19 protein-coding genes are annotated in these 26,903 nt (G+C 60.0%); 4 read left to right on the plus strand and 15 right to left on the minus strand.

The genetic code is table 11. The features are described 5' to 3' along the window. Positions 1 to 4: 4 nt before the first annotated feature. Positions 5 to 1,798, minus strand: coding sequence for an exo-alpha-sialidase (locus BN5935_RS08775; RefSeq protein WP_064975773.1), 1,794 nt, complete (start codon positions 1,796 to 1,798; stop codon positions 5 to 7). Positions 1,799 to 1,837: 39 nt separating this feature from the next. Further along, positions 1,838 to 3,403: a fimbrillin family protein gene (locus tag BN5935_RS08780; protein WP_082944076.1), complete on the minus strand. Its 1,566-nt coding sequence runs from the start codon at positions 3,401 to 3,403 to the stop codon at positions 1,838 to 1,840. 234 nt (positions 3,404 to 3,637) lie between these two features. Here BN5935_RS08780 and BN5935_RS08785 point away from each other — a divergent pair, with 234 nt between their 5' ends. Next, positions 3,638 to 5,656, plus strand: coding sequence for a dipeptidyl-peptidase 3 family protein (locus tag BN5935_RS08785; RefSeq protein WP_449353802.1), 2,019 nt, complete (start codon positions 3,638 to 3,640; stop codon positions 5,654 to 5,656). A 381-nt stretch (positions 5,657 to 6,037) separates the two neighbouring features. On the opposite strand, the gene BN5935_RS08790 is transcribed toward BN5935_RS08785, so the two are convergent. The 5 genes from BN5935_RS08790 to BN5935_RS08815 form a co-directional block, all read right to left on the minus strand. Then, positions 6,038 to 6,577 carry a hypothetical protein gene (locus BN5935_RS08790; RefSeq protein WP_235821058.1) on the minus strand — a complete coding sequence of 180 codons (540 nt, stop codon included), beginning with the start codon at positions 6,575 to 6,577 and terminating at the stop codon, positions 6,038 to 6,040. Between the two features lie 198 nt (positions 6,578 to 6,775). After that, positions 6,776 to 6,940, minus strand: coding sequence for a rubredoxin (rd, locus tag BN5935_RS08800; protein WP_064975777.1), 165 nt, complete (start codon positions 6,938 to 6,940; stop codon positions 6,776 to 6,778). 53 nt (positions 6,941 to 6,993) lie between these two features. Continuing rightward, on the minus strand, positions 6,994 to 7,536 hold the full coding sequence (locus BN5935_RS08805; protein WP_064975778.1) for a PH domain-containing protein: 543 nt from the start codon (positions 7,534 to 7,536) through the stop codon (positions 6,994 to 6,996). Beyond that, positions 7,520 to 8,281: an IspD/TarI family cytidylyltransferase gene (locus BN5935_RS08810; RefSeq protein ID WP_064975779.1), complete on the minus strand. Its 762-nt coding sequence runs from the start codon at positions 8,279 to 8,281 to the stop codon at positions 7,520 to 7,522. The genes BN5935_RS08805 and BN5935_RS08810 overlap by 17 nt, the downstream gene beginning before the upstream one ends. A gap of 4 nt (positions 8,282 to 8,285) precedes the next feature. After that, positions 8,286 to 9,581, minus strand: coding sequence for a M23 family metallopeptidase (locus tag BN5935_RS08815; protein WP_064975780.1), 1,296 nt, complete (start codon positions 9,579 to 9,581; stop codon positions 8,286 to 8,288). A 160-nt stretch (positions 9,582 to 9,741) separates the two neighbouring features. Here BN5935_RS08815 and lpxK point away from each other — a divergent pair, with 160 nt between their 5' ends. Genes lpxK through BN5935_RS08830 form a run of 3 tightly spaced genes read left to right on the plus strand, consistent with a single transcriptional unit; the run spans position 9,742 to position 12,064 of the window. Continuing rightward, complete coding sequence (gene lpxK / locus BN5935_RS08820; RefSeq protein ID WP_064975781.1) at positions 9,742 to 10,785, plus strand: tetraacyldisaccharide 4'-kinase; 1,044 nt, start codon at positions 9,742 to 9,744, stop codon at positions 10,783 to 10,785. Beyond that, the gene (locus BN5935_RS08825) at positions 10,769 to 11,578 is read left to right on the plus strand and encodes a purine-nucleoside phosphorylase (RefSeq protein WP_064976899.1); all 810 of its coding nucleotides are present in this window, start codon (positions 10,769 to 10,771) and stop codon (positions 11,576 to 11,578) included. The genes lpxK and BN5935_RS08825 overlap by 17 nt, the downstream gene beginning before the upstream one ends. Further along, positions 11,579 to 12,064, plus strand: coding sequence for a single-stranded DNA-binding protein (locus tag BN5935_RS08830; RefSeq protein WP_064975782.1), 486 nt, complete (start codon positions 11,579 to 11,581; stop codon positions 12,062 to 12,064). It abuts the gene before it with no gap. Positions 12,065 to 12,187: 123 nt separating this feature from the next. Here BN5935_RS08830 and BN5935_RS08835 read toward each other — a convergent pair whose 3' ends face one another. The 8 genes from BN5935_RS08835 to secA all read right to left on the minus strand — a co-directional run bounded on the left by BN5935_RS08835 (position 12,188) and on the right by secA (position 26,885). Continuing rightward, entirely contained in the window at positions 12,188 to 12,937 is a 750-nt protein-coding gene (locus tag BN5935_RS08835; protein WP_064975783.1) for a LytR/AlgR family response regulator transcription factor, read from the minus strand. Between the two features lie 87 nt (positions 12,938 to 13,024). Then, positions 13,025 to 14,452 carry a RagB/SusD family nutrient uptake outer membrane protein gene (locus tag BN5935_RS08840; RefSeq protein ID WP_064975784.1) on the minus strand — a complete coding sequence of 476 codons (1,428 nt, stop codon included), beginning with the start codon at positions 14,450 to 14,452 and terminating at the stop codon, positions 13,025 to 13,027. A gap of 12 nt (positions 14,453 to 14,464) precedes the next feature. Further along, on the minus strand, positions 14,465 to 17,845 hold the full coding sequence (locus tag BN5935_RS08845) for a SusC/RagA family TonB-linked outer membrane protein (protein WP_064975785.1): 3,381 nt from the start codon (positions 17,843 to 17,845) through the stop codon (positions 14,465 to 14,467). 156 nt (positions 17,846 to 18,001) lie between these two features. Next, complete coding sequence (locus BN5935_RS08850; protein ID WP_235821059.1) at positions 18,002 to 20,629, minus strand: zinc-dependent metalloprotease; 2,628 nt, start codon at positions 20,627 to 20,629, stop codon at positions 18,002 to 18,004. Positions 20,630 to 20,789: 160 nt separating this feature from the next. Beyond that, positions 20,790 to 22,316: a histidine kinase gene (locus tag BN5935_RS08855; protein ID WP_064975787.1), complete on the minus strand. Its 1,527-nt coding sequence runs from the start codon at positions 22,314 to 22,316 to the stop codon at positions 20,790 to 20,792. 74 nt (positions 22,317 to 22,390) lie between these two features. Beyond that, positions 22,391 to 23,125: an SDR family NAD(P)-dependent oxidoreductase gene (locus BN5935_RS08860; RefSeq protein ID WP_064975788.1), complete on the minus strand. Its 735-nt coding sequence runs from the start codon at positions 23,123 to 23,125 to the stop codon at positions 22,391 to 22,393. Beyond that, the gene (locus BN5935_RS08865) at positions 23,122 to 23,550 is read right to left on the minus strand and encodes a deoxycytidylate deaminase (RefSeq protein ID WP_064975789.1); all 429 of its coding nucleotides are present in this window, start codon (positions 23,548 to 23,550) and stop codon (positions 23,122 to 23,124) included. The genes BN5935_RS08860 and BN5935_RS08865 overlap by 4 nt, the downstream gene beginning before the upstream one ends. Positions 23,551 to 23,591: 41 nt before the next feature. After that, entirely contained in the window at positions 23,592 to 26,885 is a 3,294-nt protein-coding gene (gene secA, locus BN5935_RS08870) for a preprotein translocase subunit SecA (RefSeq protein ID WP_064975790.1), read from the minus strand. Positions 26,886 to 26,903: the final 18 nt, after the last annotated feature.

Below are 26,903 nucleotides of genomic sequence, written 5' to 3' on the forward strand. Positions count from 1 at the left end.
TCGTCTATTTCAGGGTTATGCGCAGCCACTCTCCGGGGTAGTCGCTGTTCTCGCCCTCGGCCTCCTCGACGAGTGCGAATACGGGACCCTCCTTCACCTCCTCCTTGTAGTGGTGGCGGAGGTGTGCGCGGAACTCCTCGCCCGGCGCGGGCTTGCCGCCCAGCAGTTCCCAGCCGATGCACAGCCGGGCCCCGAACCCGAGGTCGGTGTCGCCGGCGTCGTTGACCGTGCCCCGGAGGTCGACCCCGGTCCGGCCTTTGCCGACGAGCCGCCACGAGTAGTTCTCCTCGCGGTAGACCAGCCAGCGCCCCTCGGCGTTGATGAGGATTTTATAGGTGTCCCAGCCTCCGTCGGCCGCCCGACGCGCCAGCAGCAGGGCCGAGGCGTCGGAGTTCTCGGGGGTGAAGGCCACGAGATTATCGTCGAAGAGGTAAGTCGCCACAATGAAGCAGTCGTCGGTGTACCCGAAATCGGTGAAGACGGACGATGCGGTCTCTTTGCCGAGGAACCAGTACGCGTTGTTTTCCCGGTCGAACTCTCCGACGGGGACCATCCTGACGTCGCCTTTGGCGACGGTCTTGGAGCGGTTCAGCCGTCCGACCATCAGCCGCACGCCGCCGCGCGAACGCTCCCCGTCCTGATGGCGGAAAGTCCCGGTCCCGAGCACGCGGTCGTTGCCGATGTAGTCGATCGACCCCCAGTGGCCGACGAACGGCGAGGTGGCGAAGCGGAAGTTGTCGGCCCGTTTGTCGCCGATGAAGACCCACATGCCCTGAACGTTCTTGTAGACGCCGTTCGTGAGCACGACCATTTCACCCGTCGGCAACTTGGTCGAATAGGGCCCGAATCCCACGAAATCCTTGTTCAACTGTTTCTTCCATGGGTATTCGGGACCTCCCTCGCTGCGGATCGACTGGTCCGAATGCCAGTTCGTCGCGGCGTCGGTGCGCACCACTACCGGGGTCTGGTCCATCTTGTACTTGCCGCTCCAGACCTCCAGCGGCACGGCGATTCCGTAATCATCGTCGAGCCATACGCCCGAGGGCATGCCGTCGGCCGTGCAGCGTTCGTCGAACGTCCGGGAGATGATCTCGCCGTCGCGGTACGAGCAGCTCTCCTTGCCCTGCCACGTCCGGCCGCCGTCGAATGAGCGGATGAGGATGGTGCAGGGCTGCGAAACGCCGTTGAGGGTCTCGTTGCTGTCGGTGATGTACATTTGTATCTCGCCCGAGGGGAGTTGCAGCATCGCCGGCTCCCAGCAGCGGCCCGTGTAGATGTTCCGCGGCTCGGAGAAGGTGCGGCCTTTGTCGTCGCTGAACATGATTTCGACGCCGCAGTTCTCGTTGGTGTGGGCGATGTCGTTGTAGCCCTTCTTGTAACGCCACTGGTAGGCGAGCAGAATGCGCCCGTCCTGCAGCTCGATGAAGTCCGGGTTCACGAAGACCATCTGGTCGGCTCCCGCCGAGGAGCGGGCGTCGAAGCGCTGGCGCACCATCTGCGCGTCGCTCCATGTGCGTCCGCCGTCCTCGCTGTGCCGCACGAAGGCGTCCCAGCCGAAGTGGTCGTTCATGAAGGTCATCAGCAGCGTCCCGTCCGAGAGCGCCTTGATACGGGGGTAGTGGAGCTCCTGTTCGGTGTAGCCCTTGTTCTCCACCGGTACGGAGGTCATCTCCTGAAATGTGCCGCGGTCCCATGCTATGCGGACGTCGCACTCCGCCGCCGGGGGGCCGCCCGGCCCCGAACAGCCTCCCGCGCAGAGTGCTGTGATAAAAATTGTCTTGAGTTTCGTAGTTTTCATCGGGTTCTATACAAATTTACGTTTTTTTATTCACATATTTCAGTTTGTCGAGAATGTTACGCTCTTTATGTCCGATCCCTCCAGATAGAGGTAGAACGGGGCGGCATAAGCCGAACTGCTGACCCATGGAGTCGTGCGTACGGCGACTTTGGTATCGGTGTCCGCCTGAATGCTTCCGTCGGCGCATTTGATCCGGAATTTGAGCTCGCCGCTCTTGACCTCGTTTGCGAAGGTCATGGTGTGCTCGATGACCTTGCCGCCGCGGATCAGCGAATAGGTACACTCCATGCTGTAATTGGGGTCGTAGCAGGTGACCATCTCCCTGTTGCATTTCCACTCCTCGCCGTCGAGGTATTCGATATCCCAGAATACCGGGCCTTGACGGGTGTACATCGGGAAGGTGAGCGTGACGGAGGTTCCCGCCGCGAATTTCTTGACCGGCAGCGTGAATTCGAAATAATCGCCCGTCCAGACGCCCTTGATGCCCGGGGACCCGATCTTGCTGGCGCTGTTCACATATTCGATTTTCTGCGTGTAGCTCTCGCTCGGGTCGGATGCCTTGATCCACTTCGCATAGGCTTGGGTCTGCGAGGGACATATCCAGAGACCGTCGGTCAGCCACTGGGGCTGTGTCGTTGCCGAGAAGACATAATTTCCGTTTTCGTATCCCAGCGGGAAGACCACGGGGAACGTCACGGGGATGATGCCGTCGTCGCTGGCGCTGAGGTACTGCTTTGACACCTCGCCGGCGGCCAGCACGGTGCCCGCATCCTCGGCTTTGGCGAGGATCGTCAGCGAACTCTGCCGGTCGTCCCTGTCGGTGAACGTCACCTCGAATCCGCCCTCCGGGACCGTGAAAGGAGCCACGACGAGCGGCACTTTCGTGTAGGCTTCGCTCAGCGTGAGGCCTTGGGCGCCGAAGTCCACGGCAATCTGCTGCGACCGCGATGCGGGGTTTTCGGTGAAGGCTCCCGTCGTGAGGTCGTAGGTTCCGCTCACGGCCAGTGCCCCGCTGAAATTCTCCGCCACGGCAGGTTTCAGCGTCAGCGTCTTCACCACCGAGTTGCCGTCCTCGTCCAGCAGGTCGTTGGGCAGGTAGAGCTCCATCGTGGCGAAAATGTTGCGGAACTCCAGCTCCACGGTAGGTACTACGGTCGTCACGGACTTCGAAGCCGTGTAAAGACCGCCGTTCGCCCGTCCGGTGTAGGGCTGTTCGGTCGGGGCCGCCGCTGCGATGGCTTTTCGGTCGGCTGCCGCACCCGAATAGGGGTAGTAGGCGTAGAAGCGGAAGTTGTGGTCCGAGGCGTCGGCGACGATGTCGTCCGCTTCCGTGGTGCTGCTGAGCGACGCCGACTCACCGGCTGCCGCCGCCGTATATTTGGCGTTGGCGTTCGTGCTCATCGGAGTATCCTGTGCATCGTTGCGTGTGCAGGAGGCGAAAATGCCGACTTCGGCGCCCGTTTCCCAGGCCCCGTTCGTCATGCTCCCCTTGAAGTTGACACGGAGCGTGTCATACTCCAGCCCCCGGTTGTCGTCGTCGGAATTCTGGCATCCGGCAACCAGCAGGGCAAGCACACACATGGTCGAAAAACTTGGTTTTCTCATGGGTTTTTAGGTTTTTTAATTTTAGGTTCGTGTTTTTGTAAATGAATGACTTTCGCATAACAACCGTTAACGCAAAAATAGAAGATTACGGCCGTTTACGATAGAACAATAGTTGCAACAGGTGCAACAACCGCGATAAAAGGTTCAGCCGGGGCTGTCTTTGGTTTGGCGGCAAAAAAATTTGGCATTGCACTCGGCTTGCACTATCTTTGTTCTATGAAAAACCCGAACGACATGAAAAAAATCGTATCTATGTCTTTTACCGCTATTGCGCTTGCTGCGTGCAGCCAGTCGCCGAAGGGCGAGGCACCGTGGATCGTCGACCGTTTCGACGACATCAAGGTCATCCGTTACGAAGTCCCCGGCTTCGACTCCCTGCCGCTTGAGGAGAAGGAGCTCGTCTATTATCTGGCCGAGGCGGCCAAGTGCGGGCGCGACATCTTCTTCGACCAGAACTGCCCCGTCAATCTCCCCGTGCGCCGCACGCTGGAGGTGGTCTATGAGAATTACGCCGGAGACCGCACGACCCCCGAATGGAAGGCGCTGGAGAAGTATCTGAAAAAGGTGTGGTTCGCCAACGGCATCCATCACCACTATTCGAACGACAAGTTCGTGCCCGAATTCACCGAGCAGTATTTCCTCGATGCCTGCGAGTCGATCCCCGTGGAGCGTTTCGGCGAGCTGAGCGACATGATCGGCGTGGTCTGCAACGCGATCTTCAACCCCGAGATGTACAAGACGCGGCTGAACCAGCGGGCCGGCGACGATCTGCTGTGGACCTCGTCGAGCAACTATTACAGCAACGTGCGTCAGGCCGAGGCCGAAAAATTCTACGCCGACATGGCCGCCGCCGATGCGAACAACCCCGAACCGATCTCCTATGGGCTCAATTCGCAGTTGGTGAAGGAGGAGAAGACCGGCCGCATCTACGAGCGAGTCTGGAAGGTGGGCGGCATGTACTCGCCGGCCATCGAGCGGATCGTCTACTGGCTCGAAAAGGCGCAGGCCGTGGCCAAAGAGCCGCAGAAGAGCAACATCGCGGCGCTCATCAGCTATTATAAGACGGGCGACCTGAAGGAGTTCGACCGTTACAACATCGGCTGGGTGAAGGACACCGTGTCGAACGTCGACTTCATCAACGGCTTCATCGAGGACTACGGCGATCCGCTGGGCCGCAAGGCGGCGTGGGAAGGCAACGTCAACTTCATGGACAAGGAGGCCTGCCACCGCACGGAGGTCATTTCCGAGAACGCCCAGTGGTTCGAGGACCATTCGCCCGTGGCCGAGGCTTACCGCAAGCCGGTCGTCAAGGGCGTTTCGGCCAAGGTCATCACCGTGGCGATGCTGGGCGGCGACTGCTATCCCTCGACGCCCATCGGCATCAACCTGCCCAACGCCGACTGGATTCGCAAGGAGTACGGTTCGAAGTCGGTCACCATCGACAACATCACCTATGCTTATGATATGGCCGCCCACGGCAACGGTTTCAACGAGGAGTTCGTGCTCCGCGCCGAGGACCGTGAGCGGATGGACAAATACGGCAAACTGGCCGACGACCTCCACACCGACCTCCACGAGTGTCTGGGCCACGGTTCGGGCCAGTTGGCGCCGGGTGTGAAGGGCGGTGAGCTGAAGAGTTACAACTCGACGCTCGAAGAGACCCGCGCCGACCTCTTCGGCCTCTACTATCTGGGCGACCCCAAGCTGGTCGAGCTGGGGCTGGTGCCGTCGTTCGACGTGGCCAAGGCCGGTTATGCGAAATACATTCTGAACGGCATGATGACCCAGTTGGCGCGTGTCGAGCTGGGCAAGAACGTCGAGGAGTCGCACATGCGCAACCGCAAGCTGATTGCCGAGTGGTGCTACGAGCGCGGCAAGGCCGACAACGTGATCGAGGTGGTGAAGGAGAACGGCAAGACCTATGTGGTGGTCAACGATTTCGAGAAACTGCGCCAGCTCTTCGGCGAGATGCTCCGCGAGGTGCAGCGCATCAAGTCCGAGGGTGATTACGAGGCCGGTCGCAAGCTGGTCGAGCAATATGCCGTCGTGGTCGATCCCGAACTGCACAAGGAGGTCCGCGACCGCTACTATGCGCTCAACATCGAGCCTTACGGCGGCTTCGTGAATCCCGAATTCGAACTGGTGGAGAAGGACGGCAGGATCGTCGACGTGAAGATCTCCTACCCGGCCAATTATGTGGAGCAGATGCTCGGCTATTCGAAGGAGTATTCGTTCCTGCCCAACATCAATTAGGTTTCGATGATTGCGGCGCACCTGCCGCACATCCCTCGAATCCCCGAATGGGACGTCCGCCGAGGACTACCCATCCGGGGATTCTTCACGATGCACGACATCTGCACCGCACTGACCGAAAACGTTTCGATTCTCACGGGCATCTTTCACCTTGCCTTGTCTGGCCCGAACGGGAAATACGCCGTGTATGTCCCGTCCGGGCCGGACTGCGTTAAGGCAAAACCTGCTCCGCGATAATCAAAAACGAGCGCAGATAGACTCGGCACCGCACTGACCGAAAACGTTTCGATTCTCACGGGCATCTTTACCTGCTCCGCGATAATTAAAAACGGTGCAGAGTCTCTCTGCACCGTTACTGTTCGGAACTGTGCGGTTCCGGTCTTACTCTTTCGCCCCGGCTCCGCCGTCGATGGCGAATGCCGAGACGATCACCATCTTCTCGTCCACGTTGTTGGGGTTCGAGACGATGATGCCGTATTCGCCCGCGGGACGTTCGTCGAAGGTCAGGCGATAGGAGCTTTCGCCGTATTTCTCGGCCGAGAATTGCAGATAATCCATCGTATTGGAACTTACCGAGAACGACCCGACGGCCGAAATCACCGCCGAACGGTTTTTCTTGGAGCTTTTCATGCGGAAGACGCGCACGATGGACATAGGGTCGGCCTTGTTGTCCTTGGCGCGGACGATGAGCGCGAACGGCTGCATGCCGTCGAACCGCACGCCGGCCGAACCTCCCTCTACGAGTACTTTTGTTTTGGATTTGCTGGCTGCGAATCCGGCGATGTAGACGCCGGCGCCCGTTCGCATCCGCACGTTGTGTTTTTCGAGCTTCTTGGACGAGCCGTCGGGGAATACGCCGACGACCTCTCCCTCGAATTCGGGTTCGAGGGTCTGTGCCGTTACTGCATTACCCCCCCCCACATCATGGCCGCTGCGGCCATCAGGAATAGGATTTTTTTCATCATTGTATTGATTTGAATTTGTTGCGCACCGTGCGCGACAGCAAAAATAACAATTTCCCCGTAAAATCGGATGGCCGCGTTCCGATTTTTTATGAACGTCCCGAAATGCACAGGGCGCATCCTTTCGGATGCGCCCTGATGTCCGGAAGGTCGCGGTCTACTCCTCGACCTCTTCGAAATTGCTCTTGTCGACGCCGCAGACGGGGCATGCCCAGTCGTCGGGAATCTCTTCGAAAGGCGTTCCGGGGGCGATACCTCCGTCGGGATCGCCGACTGCGGGGTCGTAAACCCATTCGCAGACTACACAACGATACTTTTTCATCTTTTGCTGTTTTTTATTAGGGTGAGTACTGTTTATACAAATTGGCTGCCGCTTTATGCCTCTTCATTTGGGTTGTCCTCATCCTCCTCGTCGGGACGGTTGCCGCCGGGCGGGGTGAGTTCGGCCACGAGGCGGTCGGCCTCGGCGCACGAGACGTAGAGCCGGTCCTCGTAGATGTCGACGATCTCGACGAAATTGCGCCACTCCGAAGCGTAGAGCCGCACGCGTTCCAGCCGGCGCAGGTCGATGAAATGGCCGTAGTAGCCGAAGAACCCGCAGCCGCCGAAGATCGGCACGAACCACTGCATCCGCCGGGCGTCCACACGGCGCACCGAGGCGATTTCGTCGCGGCGGATTTCGGTGATGTCCAGCAGACAGCGGACCTCGACCGTCTTGTCCGACACGACGATCCGGCGGGGTATCGACAGCGACATCAGGGCGATGAGCGCCACGATGAACGACGTGAACCACGCCGAAAGGTAACCCCCTTCGTACAAATGGTAGAGCAGTCCGCCCAGAAGGATGAAAACCACTAGGTAGATCAGCGTCCAGTAGATCGTGTGACGGTCGAAACGGTATTTATAGATGCTCTGCATCGGTCGTCGTAGGTTCTTCCTCAGCCTCTTCGCGGGCGGCGATCAGGGCCTCGGCGATGATGAAATCTTCCGGGGTCGTCAGTTTCAGGTTGCCGCGCTCGCCCTCGGCGAGACATACCGGGTGCCCGGCGGCCTCGACCACCGAAGCGTCGTCGGTGAACTCCGCGCGGTAGTCCGCCCCGTAAGCGCGGCGCAGTACGTCGGCGCGGAAGAACTGCGGGGTCTGCACGATGCGCAGCCGGCGGCGGTCGACGATCCGCGAGGGGACGATGCCCTTCGAGTCGGGTTCCCCCTCCGTTTCGCGGAACGAATCGACGGCCTCCACGACCGGTACGGCGGCCCCGTGCCGGGCTGCGGCTGCGGCTACGCGCCGGGCTGCGGCTGCGGCTACGCGGCGGATCATGGCGGCCGTTCCCAGCGGCCGCACGCCGTCCTGCACGGCGATCAGTTCGGGGTCGGTCGTCAGCGCCGCGAGCCCGTTCTTGACCGAGTCGAAACGCTCCGCGCCGCCCGCGACGACGCGGTGCGCCGCCACGTCGAAACGGGCGGCGAGGTTGTTCCAGAATTCGATGTGCTGCTCCGGCAGTACGGCCACGATCTCCGCCCCGGGCATCGCCGCGGCGAAATTGTTGATCGTGCGCGCCAGTACGGGCATGCCCGCCAGAAATGCGAACTGCTTGGGACGCGCACCTCCTGCGCGGCGTCCGCTGCCTCCGGCTACGATGATGATTCCCGTGCGTTCCATGCGTTTACTGCTGGGGTTGTGCGACGGCCGCGGGCAGGACGAGCGAATCCAGTTGCGTGATCTGCTCCTCGGGCTTCACGTCGCCGCAAAGCTCGGCCGTGATGCGGTCGCGGACATATTCGAACAGCGCACGGTTCTCCTTTGAGATCGGCTCGGCGGGTTCCTGCGGGATTTTCAGCGGGTCGATCGGCGTGCCGTTCTTCCAGACGCGGTAGTCGAGGTGGGGACCCGTCGAGGCGCCCGTCGAACCGACGTAGCCGATCAGTTGGCCCTGCGACACGCGCGACCCTTTCGTGATGCCCTTGGCGTAGCCGCTCAGGTGCAGATAACCCGTTTGCAGACCGCCCGGGTGTTTGATCTTGAGCGTGTTGCCGCCACCGCCGCCCCAGCCTTTGAAGATCACCGTGCCGTCGGCCACGGCGTGTACGGGCGTGCCTTTCGGCGCGGCGTAGTCGACGCCCGTGTGCGGGCGGTAGACCTTATAAATAGGGTGCTTGCGGGCGTAGGTGAATTTCGAGCTGATGCGTGAGTATTTCAGCGGCGCCTTGAGCATCTGCTTGCGAAGACTTGCGCCGTCGGCCTCCCAGTATTGGATCTTGTTGCCCTGACGGAACGGAATGGCGTAATACTCCTTGCCGCCCTGCGAGAATTTCGCACCCCAGACACGTCCGATGCCCACCGACACCGAATCGTCGATGAAGCGTTCGTCGTAGATCACCGTGAAGCCGTCGCCCTTCTGGATGCCGAAGAAATCGACCGTCCACTGGTAGATGTCCTCCAACTCGGCGGCCAGCGCATAGGGCAGGTCCTGCTCCATGATGGCGCCCCACAGCGAGGAGTTGATGACGGCGCTTTTCTTCGTGCGGCGCAGCGTGTAGTCCTTGCAGTCGCGGCGCACCGACACCGAATCGTTGTCGTGGAACCCGAAGACCACATAGTCCGTCACCGAGAGTTCGTAGGCCAGATAATCGAGGTGCGGGGCGTAGAGCGAGTCCTCGTGGATGAAGGCGGTGTACTTGTGCCCCGCGCGGATGTTGCGCAGCGGGAAGACCGCTTTCGACGCCTTGTCCAGCCGGTCGATCGTGTAGGCCGAGACGCCGAATCCGTTGAGTATTTTGCCCATCGTCTCCCCGGACCCCACCTCGCCCGTTTCGGTGCGGTAGTTGTCGGCATCGATGCCGTAGAGCAGATTCCGGGCCTCCTCCGTCCCTTCCGTTTCGGCCGCCGGACCCTGCGTCCGGTTGCAGGCGCCTGCGGTCAGCAGCAGCAGGGCGCATATGGTAACTTTCAGACTTTTCATAGGTGAGAGCAAAGATAGTAAAAAAACGCTTCGCCCGTTGCATTTAGTATGCTATTTGCGGGGAATGGCCGAGATTTGCCGGTTTGGGTTTGGCGGTCCCGGGAAAAATAATTATCTTTGAAAGTTATCTGTTCGAAGCGGTAGAAAAGAAAGAAGAAAGATGTTGAAATTCCTGCTCGCACCTGCGGCTGTCCTCTATAAAGCGGGGGTGACGTTCCGTCACCGTCTCTTCGACTGGGGTATCCTCAAAAGCGAGAAATTCGACATTCCGATCGTCTGCATCGGCAACATCACCGTCGGCGGCACGGGCAAGACCCCGATGGCCGAGATGGTGATCGCTTACATGGCGCAGATGCACAACGTGGCGCTGCTCTCGCGCGGCTACGGGCGGCGTACGAAAGGGTACCGGGAGGTACGCTGCGATTCGCATTACCGCGACGTGGGGGACGAACCGCTGCAGATCAAGCTCAAATTCCCCGACACGGTGGTCGCCGTCTGCGAGAAGCGTTCCGAGGGCATCCGCCGCATCCGCGCCGAGCATCCCGAGGTCGACCTGATCGTGATGGACGACGGCTTCCAGCACCGCTATGTGGAGCCGAAGATCAACATCGTGATGATCGACGCCACGCGTCCCGTCCAGCACGACCGGATGCTGCCGCTGGGTACGCTGCGCGACCTGCCCGAGGAGCTGCACCGCGCCCACTATTTCGTGGTCACGAAGTGCCCCGAGCGGATGGCGCCCATCGACCGGCGCATCCTGCGCAAGGTGCTGATTCAGGTGGCCTACCAGCGGGTCTATTTCACCCGTTTCGAGAGTTTCATGCCCCAGCCGCTCTTTGCCGGCGAGGCCCCCGGCGAGCCGCTGGTTCAGGGGCGCCCGGTGATCGCCCTTTCGGGCATCGGCAACCCCAAACCCTTCCTGCAAACCCTCCGCGAACGCTATACGGTCGTCGCCGAGATGACGCTCGACGACCACCATGTCTACAAGGTCCGCGACATGAACGCTTTGAAAGCCCTGCTGGCGGAGCATCCCGGCGCGGTGATTGTAACGACGGAGAAGGATGCGGTGAAGATGACCAACCGGGACAAGATTCCCGAAGCGATCCGCCGCAGCTTATATTATCTACCGATAAATATTTCATTCATAGAGGATTCGGCAACGGATTTTCTGCAAAAACTGGAAGAAGATGTTAGAGGAAATTAAGAAAACAGCCGCTTTCATTCAGGCCGAGACCCGGGATTTCGCTCCCGAAGTCGGCATCGTTCTCGGTACGGGACTGGGCGATTTCGCCGACCGGATCGACACGCAATTCGCCATCGAATATAAGAACATCCCCGGTTTCCCCGTCTCGACGGTCGAGGGCCACAAGGGCCGGATGATCTTCGGGACGATCGAGGGCCGCAGGGTCGTCGCCATGCAGGGCCGCTTCCACTACTACGAGGGTTATACGATGCAGCAGGTGACCTTCCCCGTGCGCGTGATGCAGCAGTTGGGTATCCGATACCTCTTCGTGTCGAACGCCTCGGGGGGTATCAACACCTCGTTCCGCGTGGGCGACCTGATGGTCATTACCGACCATATCAACCTGATGCCCAACCCGCTGATCGGTCCCAACATCGCCGAGCTGGGGCCTCGCTTCCCGGACATGCACAATTGCTACGACAAGTCGCTGATCGCCGCGGCCACGAAGATCGCCGAGGAGGAGAATATCAAACTCCAGTACGGCGTCTATGTTGGCGGCACGGGCCCGACGTTCGAGACGCAGGCCGAATACCGCTATTTCAAAGCCATCGGCGGCGATGCCGCAGGCATGTCGACGGTTCCCGAGGTGATCGTGGCGCGGCACATGTCGGTTCCGGTCTTCGGCGTGTCGGTTATCACCAACTGCGGTCTTTCGGACGAGGTGGGCGACCACGAGGACGTGCAGCGGCAGGGCAAAAAGGCTGGTGTGCGCATGGAGGTTCTTTTCCGCAAAATGATTAAAAATCTTAAATAAATGGTAAACAAGGTAATACTGATCGGCAACGTGGGCATGGACCCCGAAGTGCGCACGCTCGAGGGCGGCGCAAAGGTCGCCCGCGTCCGTCTGGCTACGACCGAACGGCTGTTCGACCGTCAGGCCAACGAAACGAAGGAACACACCGAATGGCATACGATCACGCTGTGGCGGGGTCTGGCCGACGTCGTGGACCGCTATGTGAAGAAGGGTTCGCAAATCTACATCGAGGGGCGCCTGCGCACCCGCGAGTGGATGGACAAGGACAACAACAAACGTTATACGACCGAGATTCTGGCCGACACGATGAACCTGCTGGGCCGTCGTTCGGACAATCCGGCTTCGGAGGGCGCTCCCGCCTACGGCGGTCAGCAGCAGGGCGGATACCAGCAAAGCGGCTATCAGCAGCCTGCGGCGGCTCCGCAGCCCCAGCCCGCAGCGTCTCCCTCCGTTCCGGCGGACGATCCCGACGACCTGCCGTTCTGATTCGTAAGCGGCTGTTTCCGCACATCCCTTGAGCGGGGCGAATGGAATACTCAGGTACTATCCATCCGCCCCGTTCTTCACGATGCACGAAACTCGCTCGCTTAAAATCAAAAAGTTTTTTGGCTACCGGTTCAGCCACTGCCGGAAATCCTGCACGCGGTCGGTGCTGACGAACGCCTCTTCGCCTTCGGCGAGGGGCGGGTTGAGCAGGACCTTGATGCGGCTTCCCGAGTAGCGAATCATCTCCCGGATGGCGTCGAACGAGACGATGAAACGGCGGTTGATGCGGAAAAAGAGGTTCGGCGGCAGCTTCTCGCCAACGTCGGTCAGCGAACGGTCGAGGATGTAGTCTTTCCCGTCGTGCGTCATCAGGTGGAGGTATTTGCCGTCAGCCATGAAATAGGCGATCTCCGCCGTGGTGACCGATTTCATCCGGGCGCCCATGTGTACGAGGAATCGTTCCTGATACGTCGGAGGCGTCTGCGTCGGGGCGCTGTGCTCCGCAGACGCAATTCCCCCCCCCGACAACAGTCCGAGCTTATCTATGGCCCGCCTGAGGTCGTCGCGGCCGAAGGGTTTCAGCAGGTAGTCGATGCCTTTGTTCTCGAAGGCTTTCAGCGCATAGGAGTCGTAGGCCGTGATGAAAATGACCGGCACGGAGATGTCCGCGCGTTCGAAAATATCGAATCCGCTGCCGTCTTCGAGATGAATGTCCATGAAGATCAGGTCGTGATCGACACGAGCTATCGTCTCGACCGCTTCTGCGACCGACGATGCCGTGGCTACGACCTCGATGTGGGGTGCCACCTCGGCCAGCGACGTGCGCAGCTCGGCAGCCGACAACGGCTCGTCTTCGATGATAATGGCTTTCATGACGCGTAAAATTACAAAAAAAACAGTCCGGTGCAAAAACCGGACTGTTTTTTCAGTCGTGGACCCGAGATAAGGGCCTTTTTCCGTTTAGTTGTTCAGTTCGGGGTTGTCGTTGACGGCCGACTGCGGGAACGGCAGTGTGTAACGGGAATCGTTCTGACTGAGCGTGTAGGTTTGCCCGTCGTAGGTCTTGGTGATGGCGGGTTGGGCCGTGCGCCGCAGGTCGAACCAGCGGTGGCCTTCCAGCGGGAATTCGCGGGCGCGGTCGTCGGCCACCTCGGTGCGCAGTTGTTCGGCGGTCATGGCCCGTACGGCCGTCTCCTTGGCGGCGTATCCGACTGCCGTGAACCGCGTCTTTTGCAGGCCGAGCAGGTAATTCTTGGCATTATCCAATTCTCCGTTCAGGTACGATCCGGCTTCGGCGGCGATCAGGTACATTTCGGCAATGCGGAGCGAGGTCCGGTCCGATGATACCCGGGCTGCGATGAAGCCGGAACTTCTCGATTTGATATAGTTGTATCGGAGGTCTTCGGAGTAGAGAACGGTTTTTTCGGAGACTTGTTTCTCTTTGATGTCGAACAGCCCGAGGAGCCGGTCTGAAAGATGGCAGGCGTTCATGTAGTCGCCTCCTCCTCCGCTGAACGGGCGCTCCCAAGCCAGAATGGCCTCTTCGGAGGTCGGTTTCCAAGGCAAGGCCGTGTCGTAGTTGTCGCCTTTTCCGGTCGATTCCGTGACGCTCAGGTTGTTGAAATCGACCAGTTTGTATTTCGTCAGCAGACCGGTTGCCGTGTCGTAGGCTCCCTGCCAGTCGCGCATGTGGAGCAGTACGCGGGCTTTGAAAGCCTGCACGGCATCGAGGGTGAAACGGTAGTTGAGTTTAGCCCGTTCGGATGTCTCCAAGGTCAGGTAGTTTTCGACAGTCAGCAGTTTCTCGGCCTGCTCGATGTCGTCGAGAATCTGCTTGTAGACGGCCGCGACGTTCGTCGGGCGGTATTTCTGCTCGATGTCGGTGTAGGTCGACAGCACGATGCCGCGGTCCGTCGCCGCCGTGGCGGGATCGTAGGGCTTGCCGTAGATATTCACCAGCTCGAAATGGACATAGGCGCGGATTGCGTAAGCTTCGCCGAGAAGCTGCTCCTTGGTTTCTCCGGAACTATCGTTGTCGGCCTCCGGAACGCTGTCTATCAGTGAGTTGGCATAGAAGATACTGCGGTAACACTCCCGGTAGGCGAGTTCCTGCATCTGGCTGTTGTATTGCCATGTGTAGTTGTACGGGAGCGATACGGCGTAACCGGTGTCGTAAAATTCGCTGGTGTCGAACGTTCCGACCTCGTCGGAGAGTAGACCTACATAAAGCCTGATGTTGTTCAGTCCATAATTGTAGTATCCGTCCGTAATCAGAGCACGGAACTCCGATAACTTATGGGGGATGACTTTGCCGACAGGTTCGATTTCTAGGTAGTTGCATGCCGAGAACCCGAGTGCGGCGAGCAGTATAGATATTGTTTTTTTCATGTTCGGAACGTATTAGAAAGTGATGTTGAGACCGACCGAATAGGTGCGTGCCATCGGTTGCGAATAGATGCTGCCGTAGGTTTCCGGATCGAAATATCCGTCGTAGTTCGAGGCGATGACGAACGGGTTGCGGGCTTCGAAATGGATGCGCAGACCGGCCATGTGGAGTTTACGGGTGATTCGTTCCGGGAAAGCGTATCCCAGACGGATGCTGTTCACGCGGAAGTAGTTGATCTTCTTGTACCAGATGTCGAGGTTGTCGAACAGACTGGCGCCGCTGATCGAATTGTATTGTTCCAGAATCCAGTTGTAGAGATAGTACGGATCGGGATTGGCTTCCCATTCGTCCCATCCTTCCCATGTTGTCCCGTCCGGTTTGCGACTGCCGGTCAGGGCGGGGTAGATGCCCGACGTGTTCTCCGGGGACCAGATCTGTCTGATTTCGGTCGTGTTGTTCTCGCCGGGACTGGTCTGGGTCGGACTGTAGAACGGCGTGCGTTTCACAAGCTGGCCGAAGACGAAGTTGCACGATACGGACAGGTCGAAGTTCTTGTAGTAGAACCGGTTGTTGAAACCTCCGGTAATGTTCGGATTCTGTGAACCGATGTAGGAGAGATTGTTGCGGATGGCGCTCTGCGAAGTGGAAACCCGGGGATCGTACAGGACGAAAAATCCGTAATCGGTCTTGTCGAGCCGGAAATCGGTGAACTCCCGAAGCGACACCTTCTGTCCGTCTTTCCAGAACATGGGAATACCGTACTCGTCGAGCCCTGCGGTCTTGTAGGCGAATACGGCGCTCGACGAATAGCCCTCCTTCGAAGGGGTGTAGCTGTTTTCGTCGATGTGCACCTTGTCCACCCGGTCGGTATTGTGGGCGATGTTGATCGAGGTCTCCCAGCGGAAGTTGCGCGTGCGCACGTTTACCGTATTGAGGGTGAACTCGATACCTTTACTCGATATTTCGCCGAAGTTGCTCGACGTGGAGGTGAATCCGGTCTCCTGCGGAACCGAGCGTGTCGTGATGAGGTTTTCGCTGCGACGGCCGTAAATCTCGAATGTGAAACCGATCCGGTTGTCGAGTGCTGCGAAGTCGAGAGCTGTGTTCCATGTGTAGGTGGTCTCCCAGCGCAGGTTCTGGTTGGGCGGCGAGGATACGAAAATGGCATCCTCGAAACTGCCTCCGACGTTTCGGGTGGTCCATGTTCCGAGAATGTAGGGCGACGTCGAGCGGTCGATATTTCCCTGAGCGCCGTAGGAAGCCCTCAGACGCAGGTTGTCGAGCCATTTGGCGTTGCGCAGGAACTTTTCGCGGTTGACGCTCCACGCACCCGAGATCGACCACATGGGGTTGAACTTGTACTTGGGATCGACGCCGAAGAGGTTCGTACCGTCGTAGCGCATCGAGCCGAAGATCGTGTAGCGGTTGTCGTAGGTGTACGATCCGGTGAAGAAGTACGAGAGATAGCGGTTTTCGTAGAACGATTTCTGGTATTGCTTGAAATAGGAACTGTTGGCGAGGCGTTCTCCGGCGTCACCCGACGGAATGGGCATCGGTTCGGTGACCATCGTCTTGTGGTCGTAGCCGAAGCCTTTGGTATGGATGCTGGTGTTGGTCGTTCCGCGCATCTCCAGACCGGCCATCAGGTCGAGTTCGTGCTTTTGGGCGAAGGTCCCCGAATACTCGGCCTGCGCTTTCCAGTTGTACTGCGACATATCGCTGTTCCAGTTCTGGATCACGCCGCCTTCGGGCATGTAGCGTATGCCATCGACAACGGAGTTGCGGGCGTATTTACGGGTGAAATAGGAGTTCTCCTGAGCCATCTTCTCGGTCATCGAGTTATCGACCTGCAATCCGAACTGGGTGTAGAGGCGCAGCCCCTTCACCGGCTGGTAGTCGAGGTCGAAGATCGTCTTGATCGACCGTGTCTTGAGCGTGTACTCCGTGTTGTTCAGCTCCTCGAAGTAGTTGTAGTCCAGCACGTCGCTGTCCCGCTGCCGGGCCGTCATGTCGGGATCGTAGAGATAGCTGCCGTCGGGGTTGTAGGCCGACAGGTAGGGGTTCACCACGCGGGTGTAGCGCGAGGGGTTGGTAAAGACGTCCGTGTCCGAAACGTAGGAGTCGTTCTTGTTCTGTCCCACGAATACCGATGCGCCGAAGCGGAGGTTTTTCAGCAGGTCGTAATCGGTCTTCAGCGTGAGGTTCAGACGCTCGAAGCCCGTGCCGACAGTCGTTCCCTGCTCATTGTAGTAGCCGCCCGAGAAGTAGTAGCTGGCCTTGTTGCCGCCGCCCGAGATGCTGAAACTGTACTGCTGGTTGAGCGCCACCTGATAAATTTCCTTGCCCCAGTCGGTCCCGTCCTTACGCAGGGCGTTGATTGCTGCTTGCGTTTCGGGCGAAAGTGACGAAAAGCCGCCTGCGATGAGCGCTGCGCGTTCGCCTGCCTGATCCAGTGCGCGGGCTACGCCGCCCATGCCCGAAAGGTAGTTGAGCCGTCCGTTGGAAGCCAGCCCCAATTCGAAATCGACCTTCTGCGAGGCGTTCATCAGGTTGAGTTTGTCCAGATTGGGACGGTCGGTCACGAAGAGCGACGCCGAAAGGTTGACGCGCGTAGCTTGGTTGCGGCGGCCCTTCTTGGTGGTGATGATGATGACGCCGTTGGCTGCGCGGGCGCCGTAGATGGCCGTTGCCGCGGCATCCTTCAGGACGGTGATGTCCTCGATGTCGGCCGGGTTGAGACCGGCGATCGACATGTTGTAGAGGTTGTCGACGTTCTCCTTCGACGACCAGTCCGAGGGAATGTCGTTACCCTCGAGCGGCATGCCGTCCAGCACCCACAGCGGGTCGGTGTTGCCGTTCAGCGTCACCGTACTGCGGATTTTGACCTTGCTGGCTCCGCCCGGCGCACCCGTCGTGGGGGTCGACGTAAGACCGGCGATCGAGCCCGAAAGCATCTCGTCGACGCTCGCCACGCCGTCGCGTGCGATGTCCGACATCTTGACGTTGGAGATCGACGAGGTCAGCTTGCGCTTCTCGATGCGCTGGTAACCGGTCACCACCACGGCGTCCAGCTTGCTTTCCGAGGCCGAGAGGTAGATCGTGAAGTTGCTTTTTCCCGAGATATCGAGGGTCTGCGCCTCGTAACCGAGGTAGCTGACCACGACTTTCTTGACGCTTACGGGCAGCTTGAAGGCAAAACGCCCCTGCTCGTAGGCGATGGTTCCCTGCGGGTTGTAATCCTTGGCCTGAGTCTCTTCGGGCGCAATGAAGACGGTGGCGCCTACCAGCGGCGCACCGTCGGCGCGGTCGAGGACCTGGCCGGTGATCTGCCGGGTCTGCTGCGCCAGTGCGAGCAGCGGACAGATCAGAACGAATAGCGTAAAGAGTTTTTTCATGCTGTGAAAGTAAATGTGTTTGAGTTATTTTTTGTGTCAAATCGGAGTTATATATTGCAAATATGTTTTAATCTGTAACCTGTTTCGGTTTCCCTTTAGGAGCCGCAAAGCCGTCTTTCCGGGAGGAAGACGGCTTTGCAGCTCGGGGATTTTGCCTTATAACATGCGCAGGGCTTCTTTCAGCCTCAGTTCGAGGTCCCGGTAATGGTTCCGGGTCGCTTGGTCGCCGCTTCCGCTGCGGCTCTGCACAAGGGTCAGCAGCCTGCGCATCTCGGCCCGCTTGGCCGAGGTCGTCTCGCTGACGCGCTTCATCAGGTCGTAGTTGCGCGTCGTGCGGAACTCGATGTCCTCGGGCCTCGGCAGCGGTTCGAGCTTCAGCTCCGGAGCCTCGTGCATCAGCGAACAGCATCCGCGTCCGTCGTGGTCGTGGAGCGTCGAACCCAGTTTGGTGGTCTTGACCATCGTGATGTTCGACGAGACGATCAGCGCGTCGAGGTAGTTCTTCTGGCTCATGCGCTCCCAGATCGAGAGGGTGCGGTTTCCGGGGCGGATGAAGACGGCGCGGGTGATGTCGTCCAGCATCTGCTCGGGAGTGTAGGTCTTTGCCCCGCGTCCCTGCCGTGCCTCGACCTCGTACATGCGCACCAGCCGTTCGTCGGCCAGCAGTCCGTAATAGACCGTGTACTGTAGTTCGCGCGCTAAGTTGTAGGGAGCGTACTCCATCATCCCCACGGGCGACAGCCGCTGGGCGTAAGCCTTGTTCCATGCCTTGGCGTTGAACAGCCATTCGGGAGTGGTGAACACCTGATCGATCAGGTATTTGACGCTCTTGCGCTGGTAGTCGGCCGGAACCGGGACGTAACGGTCGATGTCATGTCCCGCCACGACGTTGTTGAGGTAGAATCCGCCGACGTTGGTCTTCACATGGTCGGCATAGGCCATCCACTGGAAGACGATCGAGAGCAGGAACCGTCCGCTTTCATATTGGAGTTCGCCCTCCTCCGAGGCCCAGTCCGTGACGTGGGGGATGATGCGCTGGAGGTTCTTCAGTCCGTAGAGGCTGGCCGCCACGGCGTCGTCGCTCAGGTCCTCCGACTGCGAACGGGGGTCTTCGTTGTTCTGGAACCGCTGCTCGCCGTACCAGTATTCCGGATCGTTCTCATGCTCGCGCAGCCAAGCGTTGAGCGTCGGCAGCTCCTCGTGGGGGTCTTTGGCGCCGAGCCAGCGGTAACCCCAGTTGATGGCGTGTTTGTCATAGGTCCCGATCTTGGGCGTCAGTTGTGTGATGCCGTCTTCGGGCTGGGCCACATAGTTGAATCGGGCGTAGTCCATGATCGAGCTGGCCGTGCCGTGCGATGCCGTGTAGGTCTTCGAGCGGAGCGAATCCACCGGTACCGAATACGAGGCGCCGAAGTTGTGCTTCAGCCCGAGGCTGTGCCCCAGTTCGTGCGACGAAACGAAGCGCACGGCGTTGCCCATCAGCTCCGTGGGCAGCTCGTTGCCGCGGGCCTGAGGGTCTACGGCGCCGGTCTGCAGGCGGATCCACGCCTGAAGGATGCTCATTACGTTGTGCCACCAGATGATGTCGGCTTCGATGATCTCGCCGCTGCGGGGGTCGATCACCGAGGGCCCCATGGCGTTGGCCGTTTCCGAGGCGGCATAGGTCACCACCGAGTAGCGCACGTCGTCGATGTCGAACTCCTTGTCGTCGGGATCGACCTCTTTGGCGATGATGGCGTTCTTGAATCCGGCGGCTTCGAAAGCCTCCTGCCACTCGACGATGCCCTTCTTGATGTAGGGTACCCATACGGGCGGCGTCGCCGGGTCGATGTAAAGCACGATCGGCTTTTGGGGCTCCACGAGTTCGCCGCGCTTGTAACGCTCCACGTCCTCGGGCTTGGGCTCCAGCCGCCAGCGGTTGATGAACGCCCGCTCCTCGGCTTTCTGCTGCTTGTCGTTGAAATAGAGGTGCCCGATTTCGAAGTAGCCCACGCGCTCGTCGGAGAAACGGGCCACCATCGGCTCCTTGGCCAGCAGCACGAGATTCGAGGTGATGTCCACGGTGACGGCTGTCGAGCCGCCCTCGCCGGAGTGCGAACCCGAGAGGGTCGATTTGACGATGATGTTTTCGGGGAACGACTTCACGGACTCGATCTTCGAGAGCTCCTTTTTCGGGGAGCCGCTGATGCGGAGTGCCCCGAAGACGTTGTTGAAACTCTTTTCGCTGCCGTCGAAGACCTTGTTGACCTTGATGACCACCGTCGTGGAGTCTTGGTTGTAGGCCTCGATCGGGAACTGCTCGATCGCCGTCTCGCGGTAGTTGTCCTTCACCGAACGGGTGATGCGGTCGCCCTCGGGCGAGGTGATGCGCGGGTCGTAGGTCATGACCCAGACCTTTTTATAAAGGGTGTCCTTGCGGAAACGGACGATCTTTTCGCCGTAGCCCATGCCCTTGTTGATGCCGTTGTCGTTCAGGGCGTAGGGTACGCCCGATATCTTGTTGACGATCAGGATGTCGCGGCCCATCAGCGAGTCGGGAATCTCGAACAGGAAATCCGTACCCTTGCGGTGGACGTCGAACAGTCCCTTGTCGGTCACGGCGCCTTTGAGCAGCTCCTCGTAACCTTTCTTCTTGTCTTTCTTGAGCGAGTCGGCCTTGGGGGCTGCGGCTTCGGTTTTCTTCGATTTGCGGCCCGGCTTCTTCTTGGCCTCCGCAGGAGCGGCTGCCAGCAGGAAGAGCGTTGCCAGGGCTGCTGCCATCAGGGTAAATCGTCGTGTGTTCATGTTTTATTATTGCTCGGTTTCTTTCGGATACTTGATCCGCACGATGCAATAATAAAATTTAAATTTTTTAAAGAAAAGCGAATCGGGACGAATGCCCGGTTTGGGGGAGTGAATGCCGCAATTAGACGGGTCGGCCCGACCCGAAAATCGGAGTTTCGGACTAATTCTGCTTTTCCGGCGGCAGCAGCGGCAGCCGGCAGCGGAACGACTCGGCGTCGGACGAGATGGAGATGTTCTCCTCGGTGTAGAACCGGTATACCGAGCGGATGCGCTCCAGCCCCACGCCCAGCGACTCCGTGTTGCCTTCGCTGCGCGGGGTGAAGTTATTCTCGATCAGGAGGCTCTCGTCCTCGGTGCGGATGCGGATATGCAGCGGGTTGCGGCCCGTGATGCGGTTGTGCTTGAGGGCGTTCTCGACGAGCGTCTGGAGACTCATCGCCGGGATGCGCCAGTTGCGCAGCGCGGGGTCGATGGCCGTGGTGAGTTCGATGCGGTCGCCGAAGCGGATTTTCTGCAGCGAGTAGTACTGCCATGTGAAGTCGATCTCGTCCGAGAGAGTCGAGAGTATCTGCTTGCGGCGTTCGAGCACATGGCGGTAGACCTTCGAGAGCGTGAGGGTGAACTCCCGGGCCTGTTCGGGGTTGCAGCGGATCAGGGCGTAGAGCGAATTGAGCGAGTTGAACAGGAAATGGGGGTCGATCTGTTCGAGCACCTGTTGCAGATGCAACTGCGCCGACTCCTGCTCCGAAAGGCGCCGCAGGTCGTATTCGCGCCGCCAGCGGCGCTGCGCCACGATGAGCAGCGTTGCGAAGAACAGCACCGAAATGACGGCCGTGAAAATCGTGTAGAAGTGGAAATCGTCGATGTCCTGCTCGATGGCCAGCCGGGGAATGCCGATGCCCGCCACCCAGCGGCGGCCTCCGAGCTGGAGGGGATAGTAGATGCGCTCCTCCTCGACGCCGAGATACTCCGAAACGGAGTAGGTAATGGTCTGCTGCCCCGTGGCCAACACCTCCCGGAATGCTTCGGATGCGGTCGATTCGCTCGCCGGATGTCCCAGTATCTGCGGGTTGGGGTGGTAGACGGTCATCCCCTCGGGGTCCAGCAGGATGGCGTAACTGCGGCTGTGGGGATTCTGCTCGGCCATGTGGTCGTATATCGCCTGCAACGGCAGGTCGATGCCGCAAATGTGTCCCTTGCCCCGGCTGTCCCGAACCCGGCAGGACATGCTCCACACCTGCTCGTTCACGCGGCTCCGGACCGAATCGTCCTGCATCCGGGCCGCCTGCCGCCGCAATTCTTCACCGGCCGCCGAGACCTGCAATTCCCCGCCGCGGGCGTAGCTGCGGAGGATATGCCGGCTCTCCTCCATGAACCAGATGCGGCCGACCTTGGGGTCCATCTCCGTCAGCGTCGAGGCCAGCACCTGCAGTTCGGTCTCCGAGGCCGCGGGATGCGTGCGCATGAACTGCGCCGCCACCGTGAGCACCTCCTCCGAACGTCCGAATTCGGCCTGCAGGAGCCGGTAGTGATACTGGCTGATCTGCGTGATGACCCGTTCGCTCATCTGCACGGCCATTCCGTTGATGATGCGGCCGGTGACGAGCACACCCGCCACCAACAGGATCAACAGAATCGTTCCCGTCATCAGAAGCCGCCCTTTGGGTGTGTGCCGCTGTCGTGCCATTCGGGGCAAATGTAGTGAATTTTTTCGGCCCTGCGACGAAAAACCCTGCGGAAATCGTCCCGCAGGGTTCTCCCTTATCCTTTTGTCCGCACCTTCAGCCGTTCCCAGAGCCACTGGGGGATCAGCCGCCAGCAAAAGACCATCACGGCATAGCGGCGGTCGATCACCACCCGGCGGCGGGGCCGGCGGAGGATGCGCATGATCCGCGCCGCGACCTTTCCGGCCGGCATCAGCATCGGGTAATTCCCGTCCCCGGCCAGCAGCGGGGTAGCCACGAATCCCGGGCGGATGTCCGTGAACCGGATGCCATACCCCTCCATCCGGGAGAGCTGGGCCAGTGCGTCGATGTAGGTGTTCTGCATCCGCTTGGTCGCAGAATAGGCGGGCGCCGATCCGAGGCCCCGGGTGCCGGCGATCGAGCTGATGACGGCCAGATGCCCGCCGCCGTGGGCGCGAAAGTAACCGAAAGCCGCCGTCACCATCCTTACGAATCCTTCGCCGTTGGTGCGCAGGGTAGCGATCTCGATGTCGGGACGCAGGTCGGTGTTGCGGCTGCCGATCCCCGACGAGTGGAGGTAGGTGTCCATGCCGCCGAGCCGTTCGATCAGCCGTGCGAGGCGCTCCGGAGCGTCGTCGCGGTTGACATCCAGCGCTTCGACCTCGACCTGCGCGGGGGCCTCGGCCCGGAGGGCGTCGAGGGCTTCCTGACGGCGTCCCGCCGCTCCGACGCGCCATCCCGCGCGGATGCAGAGCCGTGCAACTTCGAGCCCGATGCCCGATGTGGCGCCCACGATGACGATACGTTTCATAGCTGGCACTGCACGCACTCGATGCCGACGCGGCGCAGCAGGTCCAATCCCTCCTCCGAACGGTAATCCTCCGCATAGACCACCCGCCTGATGCCCGCCTGAATAATCAGCTTCGAGCACTCGATGCAGGGCGCGGCGGTGATGTAGAGCGTCGACCCGTCGCAGTTGTTGGCTGACTTGGCGACCTTGGTGATGGCGTTGGCCTCGGCGTGGAGCACATAGGGCTTCGTGCGGCCGTTCTCGTCTTCGCAGATGTTCTCGAAGCCCGAGGGGGTGCCGTTGTAGCCGTCGGAGATGATCATCTTGTCCTTGACGATCAGCGCCCCGACCTTGCGGCGTACGCAGTATGAATTTTCGGCCCAGATGCTCGCCATGCGCAGGTAACGCAGGTCCAGTTGGCGCTGTTTCTCCTCCTGATAAGCCATATCTCTATATTGTTACGCAGATTCCCTCTCAAAGGCATGTCTTACATGCCCTTGCCGTGGCAGTTCTTGTACTTCTTGCCCGAACCGCAGGGACACGGGTCGTTGCGTCCGGCCTTTTTCTCGACGTGCATCGGCATCGGCTTCTGACGCTCCCCCTGCCCGGCCTGCGCCGCAGCCTGCATGCGCGAAGCCTGCAGCTTGTTGACGTCGACCTTGGCGCGCTCCTGCTGCTGACGCTGCACCGCCTCGGCGTTCTGGTCGCGCACGGGGATGTAGGCTTTGTTGAGAATGGCCAGCACGTCGCGGTTGACCTTGACGATCATCTTCGAGAACAGCCCGAACGACTCGAACTTGTAGATCAGCAGCGGGTCCTTCTGCTCGTAAGTGGCGTTCTGCACGCTCTGGCGCAGGTCGTCCATCTCGCGCAGGTGCTCGCGCCATGCGTCGTCGATGGTGGTGAACATCACCACTTTCGAGAATACCTTGTAAATCTCCGCGCCGTCCGTGTTCTTGCATTTCTGCAGGTTCACCGGCACGTTGTAACCCAGATGCCCGTCCGTCAGCGGGAAGTAGATGTTCGAATCCAACTGGTCTTTTTTGTCCTCGTAGATGCGCTCCATCACCGGGCGCACCGTGTCGGCCACGGCCTTCGCGCGGCGGGCGTAAGCCTCCTTCAGCGCCTTGACGATCACTTCGACCAGCTCCGCGGGCTTGGCGTCCTCATAGGTCTTTTCGTCGATCTGGGGCTCCACGGCCACCTCGCGGATCAGCTCCATGCGGAAATCCTCGAGGTCGATGCCGCGGTTCTCCTCCACGAAGTTGTCGGCGTAGTCGTACATGATGTTATTCAGGTCGATCTCGATGCGCTCTCCGTAGAGGGCGTGGCGGCGGCGGGTGTAGATCACCTCGCGCTGCGAGTTCATCACGTCGTCGTACTCCAGCAGCCGCTTGCGGATGCCGAAGTTGTTCTCCTCGACCTTCTTCTGGGCGCGTTCGATGGCCTTGGTCATCATCCCGGCCTGAATCACCTCGCCCTCCTTCAGACCCATGCGGTCCATCATCGCGGCGATGCGGCCCGATCCGAACAGGCGCATCAGGTCGTCCTCGAGCGACACGAAGAACTGCGACGATCCGGGGTCTCCCTGACGTCCGGCACGTCCGCGCAACTGGCGGTCGACGCGGCGGCTTTCATGGCGCTCCGTACCGATGATCGCCAGACCGCCGGCTTCCTTCACCTCGGGCGCCAGCTTGATGTCGGTACCGCGGCCCGCCATGTTGGTGGCGATGGTCACCTGCCCCGAACGTCCGGCCTCGGCCACGACCTGTGCCTCCAGCGCATGCTGTTTGGCATTCAGGACGTTGTGCTTGATGCCGCGGAGCTTGAGCATGCGGCTCAGCAGCTCCGAAATCTCGACCGACGTGGTGCCGACCAGTACCGGGCGGCCCGCCTCGACGAGCTTGACGATCTCCTCGATCACGGCGTTGTATTTCTCGCGTTTGGTCTTGTAGATCAGGTCCTGACGGTCGTCGCGGACGACCTTGCGGTTGGTCGGGATCACCACGACGTCCAGTTTGTAGATGCTCCAGAATTCCGAAGCCTCCGTCTCGGCCGTACCGGTCATACCGCCCAGCTTGTGATACATGCGGAAGTAGTTCTGCAGCGTGATGGTGGCGAACGTCTGCGTCGCGGCCTCGACCTTCACATGCTCCTTGGCTTCGATGGCCTGATGGAGTCCGTCCGAGTAGCGGCGGCCTTCGAGGATACGGCCCGTCTGCTCGTCGACGATCTTCACCTTGTTGTCCATCACCACATATTCGATGTCCTTCTCGAACATGGCGAAGGCCTTCAGCAACTGGATCACCGTGTGTACGCGCTCCGACTTGATCGAGTAGTCGTTGATCACCTCGTCGCGCTTCTGCGCCTTCTCCTCGGGCGTCAGTCCGGCTTTCTCCAGCTCGGCGACTTCGGCGCCGATGTCGGGCATGACGAAGAATCCGTCCTCGTTGAAGTATTTCGACAGCACCTCGTGGCCCTTGTCCGTGAGCTCCACCGAGTTGAGTTTCTCATCGATGACGAAGAACAGGTCGTCGGTGATCTCGGGCATGCGGCGGTTGTTGTCCTGCATGTAGGTGTTCTCGGTCTTCTGCATCAGCGCCTTCACGCCCTGCTCCGAGAGGTATTTGATCAGCGGCTTGTATTTCGGCAGACCCTTGTGGGCGCGGTAGAGCTTCACACCGCCCTCTTCGGTCTTGCCGGCCGTGATGAGCTGGCGCGCCTCGGCCAGCAGGGCCGTCACGAGGTTCTTCTGCAGGTTGTAGAGATTCTCGATCGCTGGGCGGTACTGCTCGAACATCTGGTCGTCGCCCTTGGGCACGGGACCCGAGATGATGAGCGGCGTCCGGGCGTCGTCGATCAGCACCGAGTCGACCTCGTCGACGATGGCGTAGTGGTGCTTGCGCTGCACGAGGTCCTTGGGCGACGAAGCCATGTTGTCGCGCAGGTAGTCGAAGCCGTATTCGTTGTTGGTTCCGAACGTGATGTCGGCCATGTAGGCCGCGCGGCGCTCGTCGGAGTTGGGCTGCGTGTCGTCGATGCAGGCTACCGAAAGGCCGTGGAACTGGTACATCGGACCCATCCACTCGGAGTCACGCTTGGCGAGGTAGTTGTTCACCGTCACCATGTGCACGCCCTTCTTGGCCAGTGCGTTGAGGAATACGGGGAGCGTCGCCACGAGGGTCTTTCCCTCACCCGTCGCCATCTCGGCGATCTTGCCCTGATGGAGCACCACGCCGCCGAACAACTGTACGTCGTAGTGGATCATGTCCCACTTCATGTCGTTGCCGCCGGCCAGCCAGTGGGTGGCGTAGACGGCCTTGTCGCCCTCGATGGTGACGAAATCCTTCGTCGCGGCGAGGTTGCGGTCGAAATCGTTGGCCGTCACCACGACCGTGTCGTTCTGGGCGAAGCGGCGCGCCGTGTCCTTCATGATGGCGAACGCCTCGGGGAGGATTTTGTCGAGTACCTCCTCGATCTTCTCGTCGATGCGCTTGGTCGTCTCGTCGATCTCCTTCGAGACCTTCTCCTTCTCTTCTAACTGCGTCTCGGGCTTCTCGAGGATGGTTTTCAGTTCGACGATGTGCGCCTCGTCCGCGGCGATGAAGTCGGCGATCTGCTTCTTCAGCGCCTCGCTGCGGGCGCGCAGTTCGTCGTTCGAGAGCTTCTCGATCGAGGGATAGACGGCCTTGATCTTCTCCAGATAAGGCTCGATCTGTTTGCGGTCCTTGTCGGCTTTCGAACCGAAAAGGACTTTGATTATACTTGCAAGAATATCCATAATGTTGTTGTTGTTTTC

The organism is Alistipes provencensis, from assembly GCF_900083545.1.
Lineage (GTDB): Bacteria > Bacteroidota > Bacteroidia > Bacteroidales > Rikenellaceae > Alistipes > Alistipes provencensis.

Coding starts and splice junctions, on each gene's coding strand:
- BN5935_RS08775 (WP_064975773.1), bottom strand. CDS start 1,798: ATGAAAACTACGAAACTCAAGACAATTTTTATCACAGCACTCTGCGCG.
- BN5935_RS08780 (WP_082944076.1), bottom strand. CDS start 3,403: ATGAGAAAACCAAGTTTTTCGACCATGTGTGTGCTTGCCCTGCTGGTT.
- BN5935_RS08785 (WP_449353802.1), top strand. CDS start 3,638: ATGAAAAAAATCGTATCTATGTCTTTTACCGCTATTGCGCTTGCTGCG.
- rd (WP_064975777.1), bottom strand. CDS start 6,940: ATGAAAAAGTATCGTTGTGTAGTCTGCGAATGGGTTTACGACCCCGCA.
- BN5935_RS08805 (WP_064975778.1), bottom strand. CDS start 7,536: ATGCAGAGCATCTATAAATACCGTTTCGACCGTCACACGATCTACTGG.
- BN5935_RS08810 (WP_064975779.1), bottom strand. CDS start 8,281: ATGGAACGCACGGGAATCATCATCGTAGCCGGAGGCAGCGGACGCCGC.
- BN5935_RS08815 (WP_064975780.1), bottom strand. CDS start 9,581: ATGAAAAGTCTGAAAGTTACCATATGCGCCCTGCTGCTGCTGACCGCA.
- lpxK (WP_064975781.1), top strand. CDS start 9,742: ATGTTGAAATTCCTGCTCGCACCTGCGGCTGTCCTCTATAAAGCGGGG.
- BN5935_RS08825 (WP_064976899.1), top strand. CDS start 10,769: ATGTTAGAGGAAATTAAGAAAACAGCCGCTTTCATTCAGGCCGAGACC.
- BN5935_RS08830 (WP_064975782.1), top strand. CDS start 11,579: ATGGTAAACAAGGTAATACTGATCGGCAACGTGGGCATGGACCCCGAA.
- BN5935_RS08835 (WP_064975783.1), bottom strand. CDS start 12,937: ATGAAAGCCATTATCATCGAAGACGAGCCGTTGTCGGCTGCCGAGCTG.
- BN5935_RS08840 (WP_064975784.1), bottom strand. CDS start 14,452: ATGAAAAAAACAATATCTATACTGCTCGCCGCACTCGGGTTCTCGGCA.
- BN5935_RS08845 (WP_064975785.1), bottom strand. CDS start 17,845: ATGAAAAAACTCTTTACGCTATTCGTTCTGATCTGTCCGCTGCTCGCA.
- BN5935_RS08850 (WP_235821059.1), bottom strand. CDS start 20,629: ATGAACACACGACGATTTACCCTGATGGCAGCAGCCCTGGCAACGCTC.
- BN5935_RS08855 (WP_064975787.1), bottom strand. CDS start 22,316: ATGGCACGACAGCGGCACACACCCAAAGGGCGGCTTCTGATGACGGGA.
- BN5935_RS08860 (WP_064975788.1), bottom strand. CDS start 23,125: ATGAAACGTATCGTCATCGTGGGCGCCACATCGGGCATCGGGCTCGAA.
- BN5935_RS08865 (WP_064975789.1), bottom strand. CDS start 23,550: ATGGCTTATCAGGAGGAGAAACAGCGCCAACTGGACCTGCGTTACCTG.
- secA (WP_064975790.1), bottom strand. CDS start 26,885: ATGGATATTCTTGCAAGTATAATCAAAGTCCTTTTCGGTTCGAAAGCC.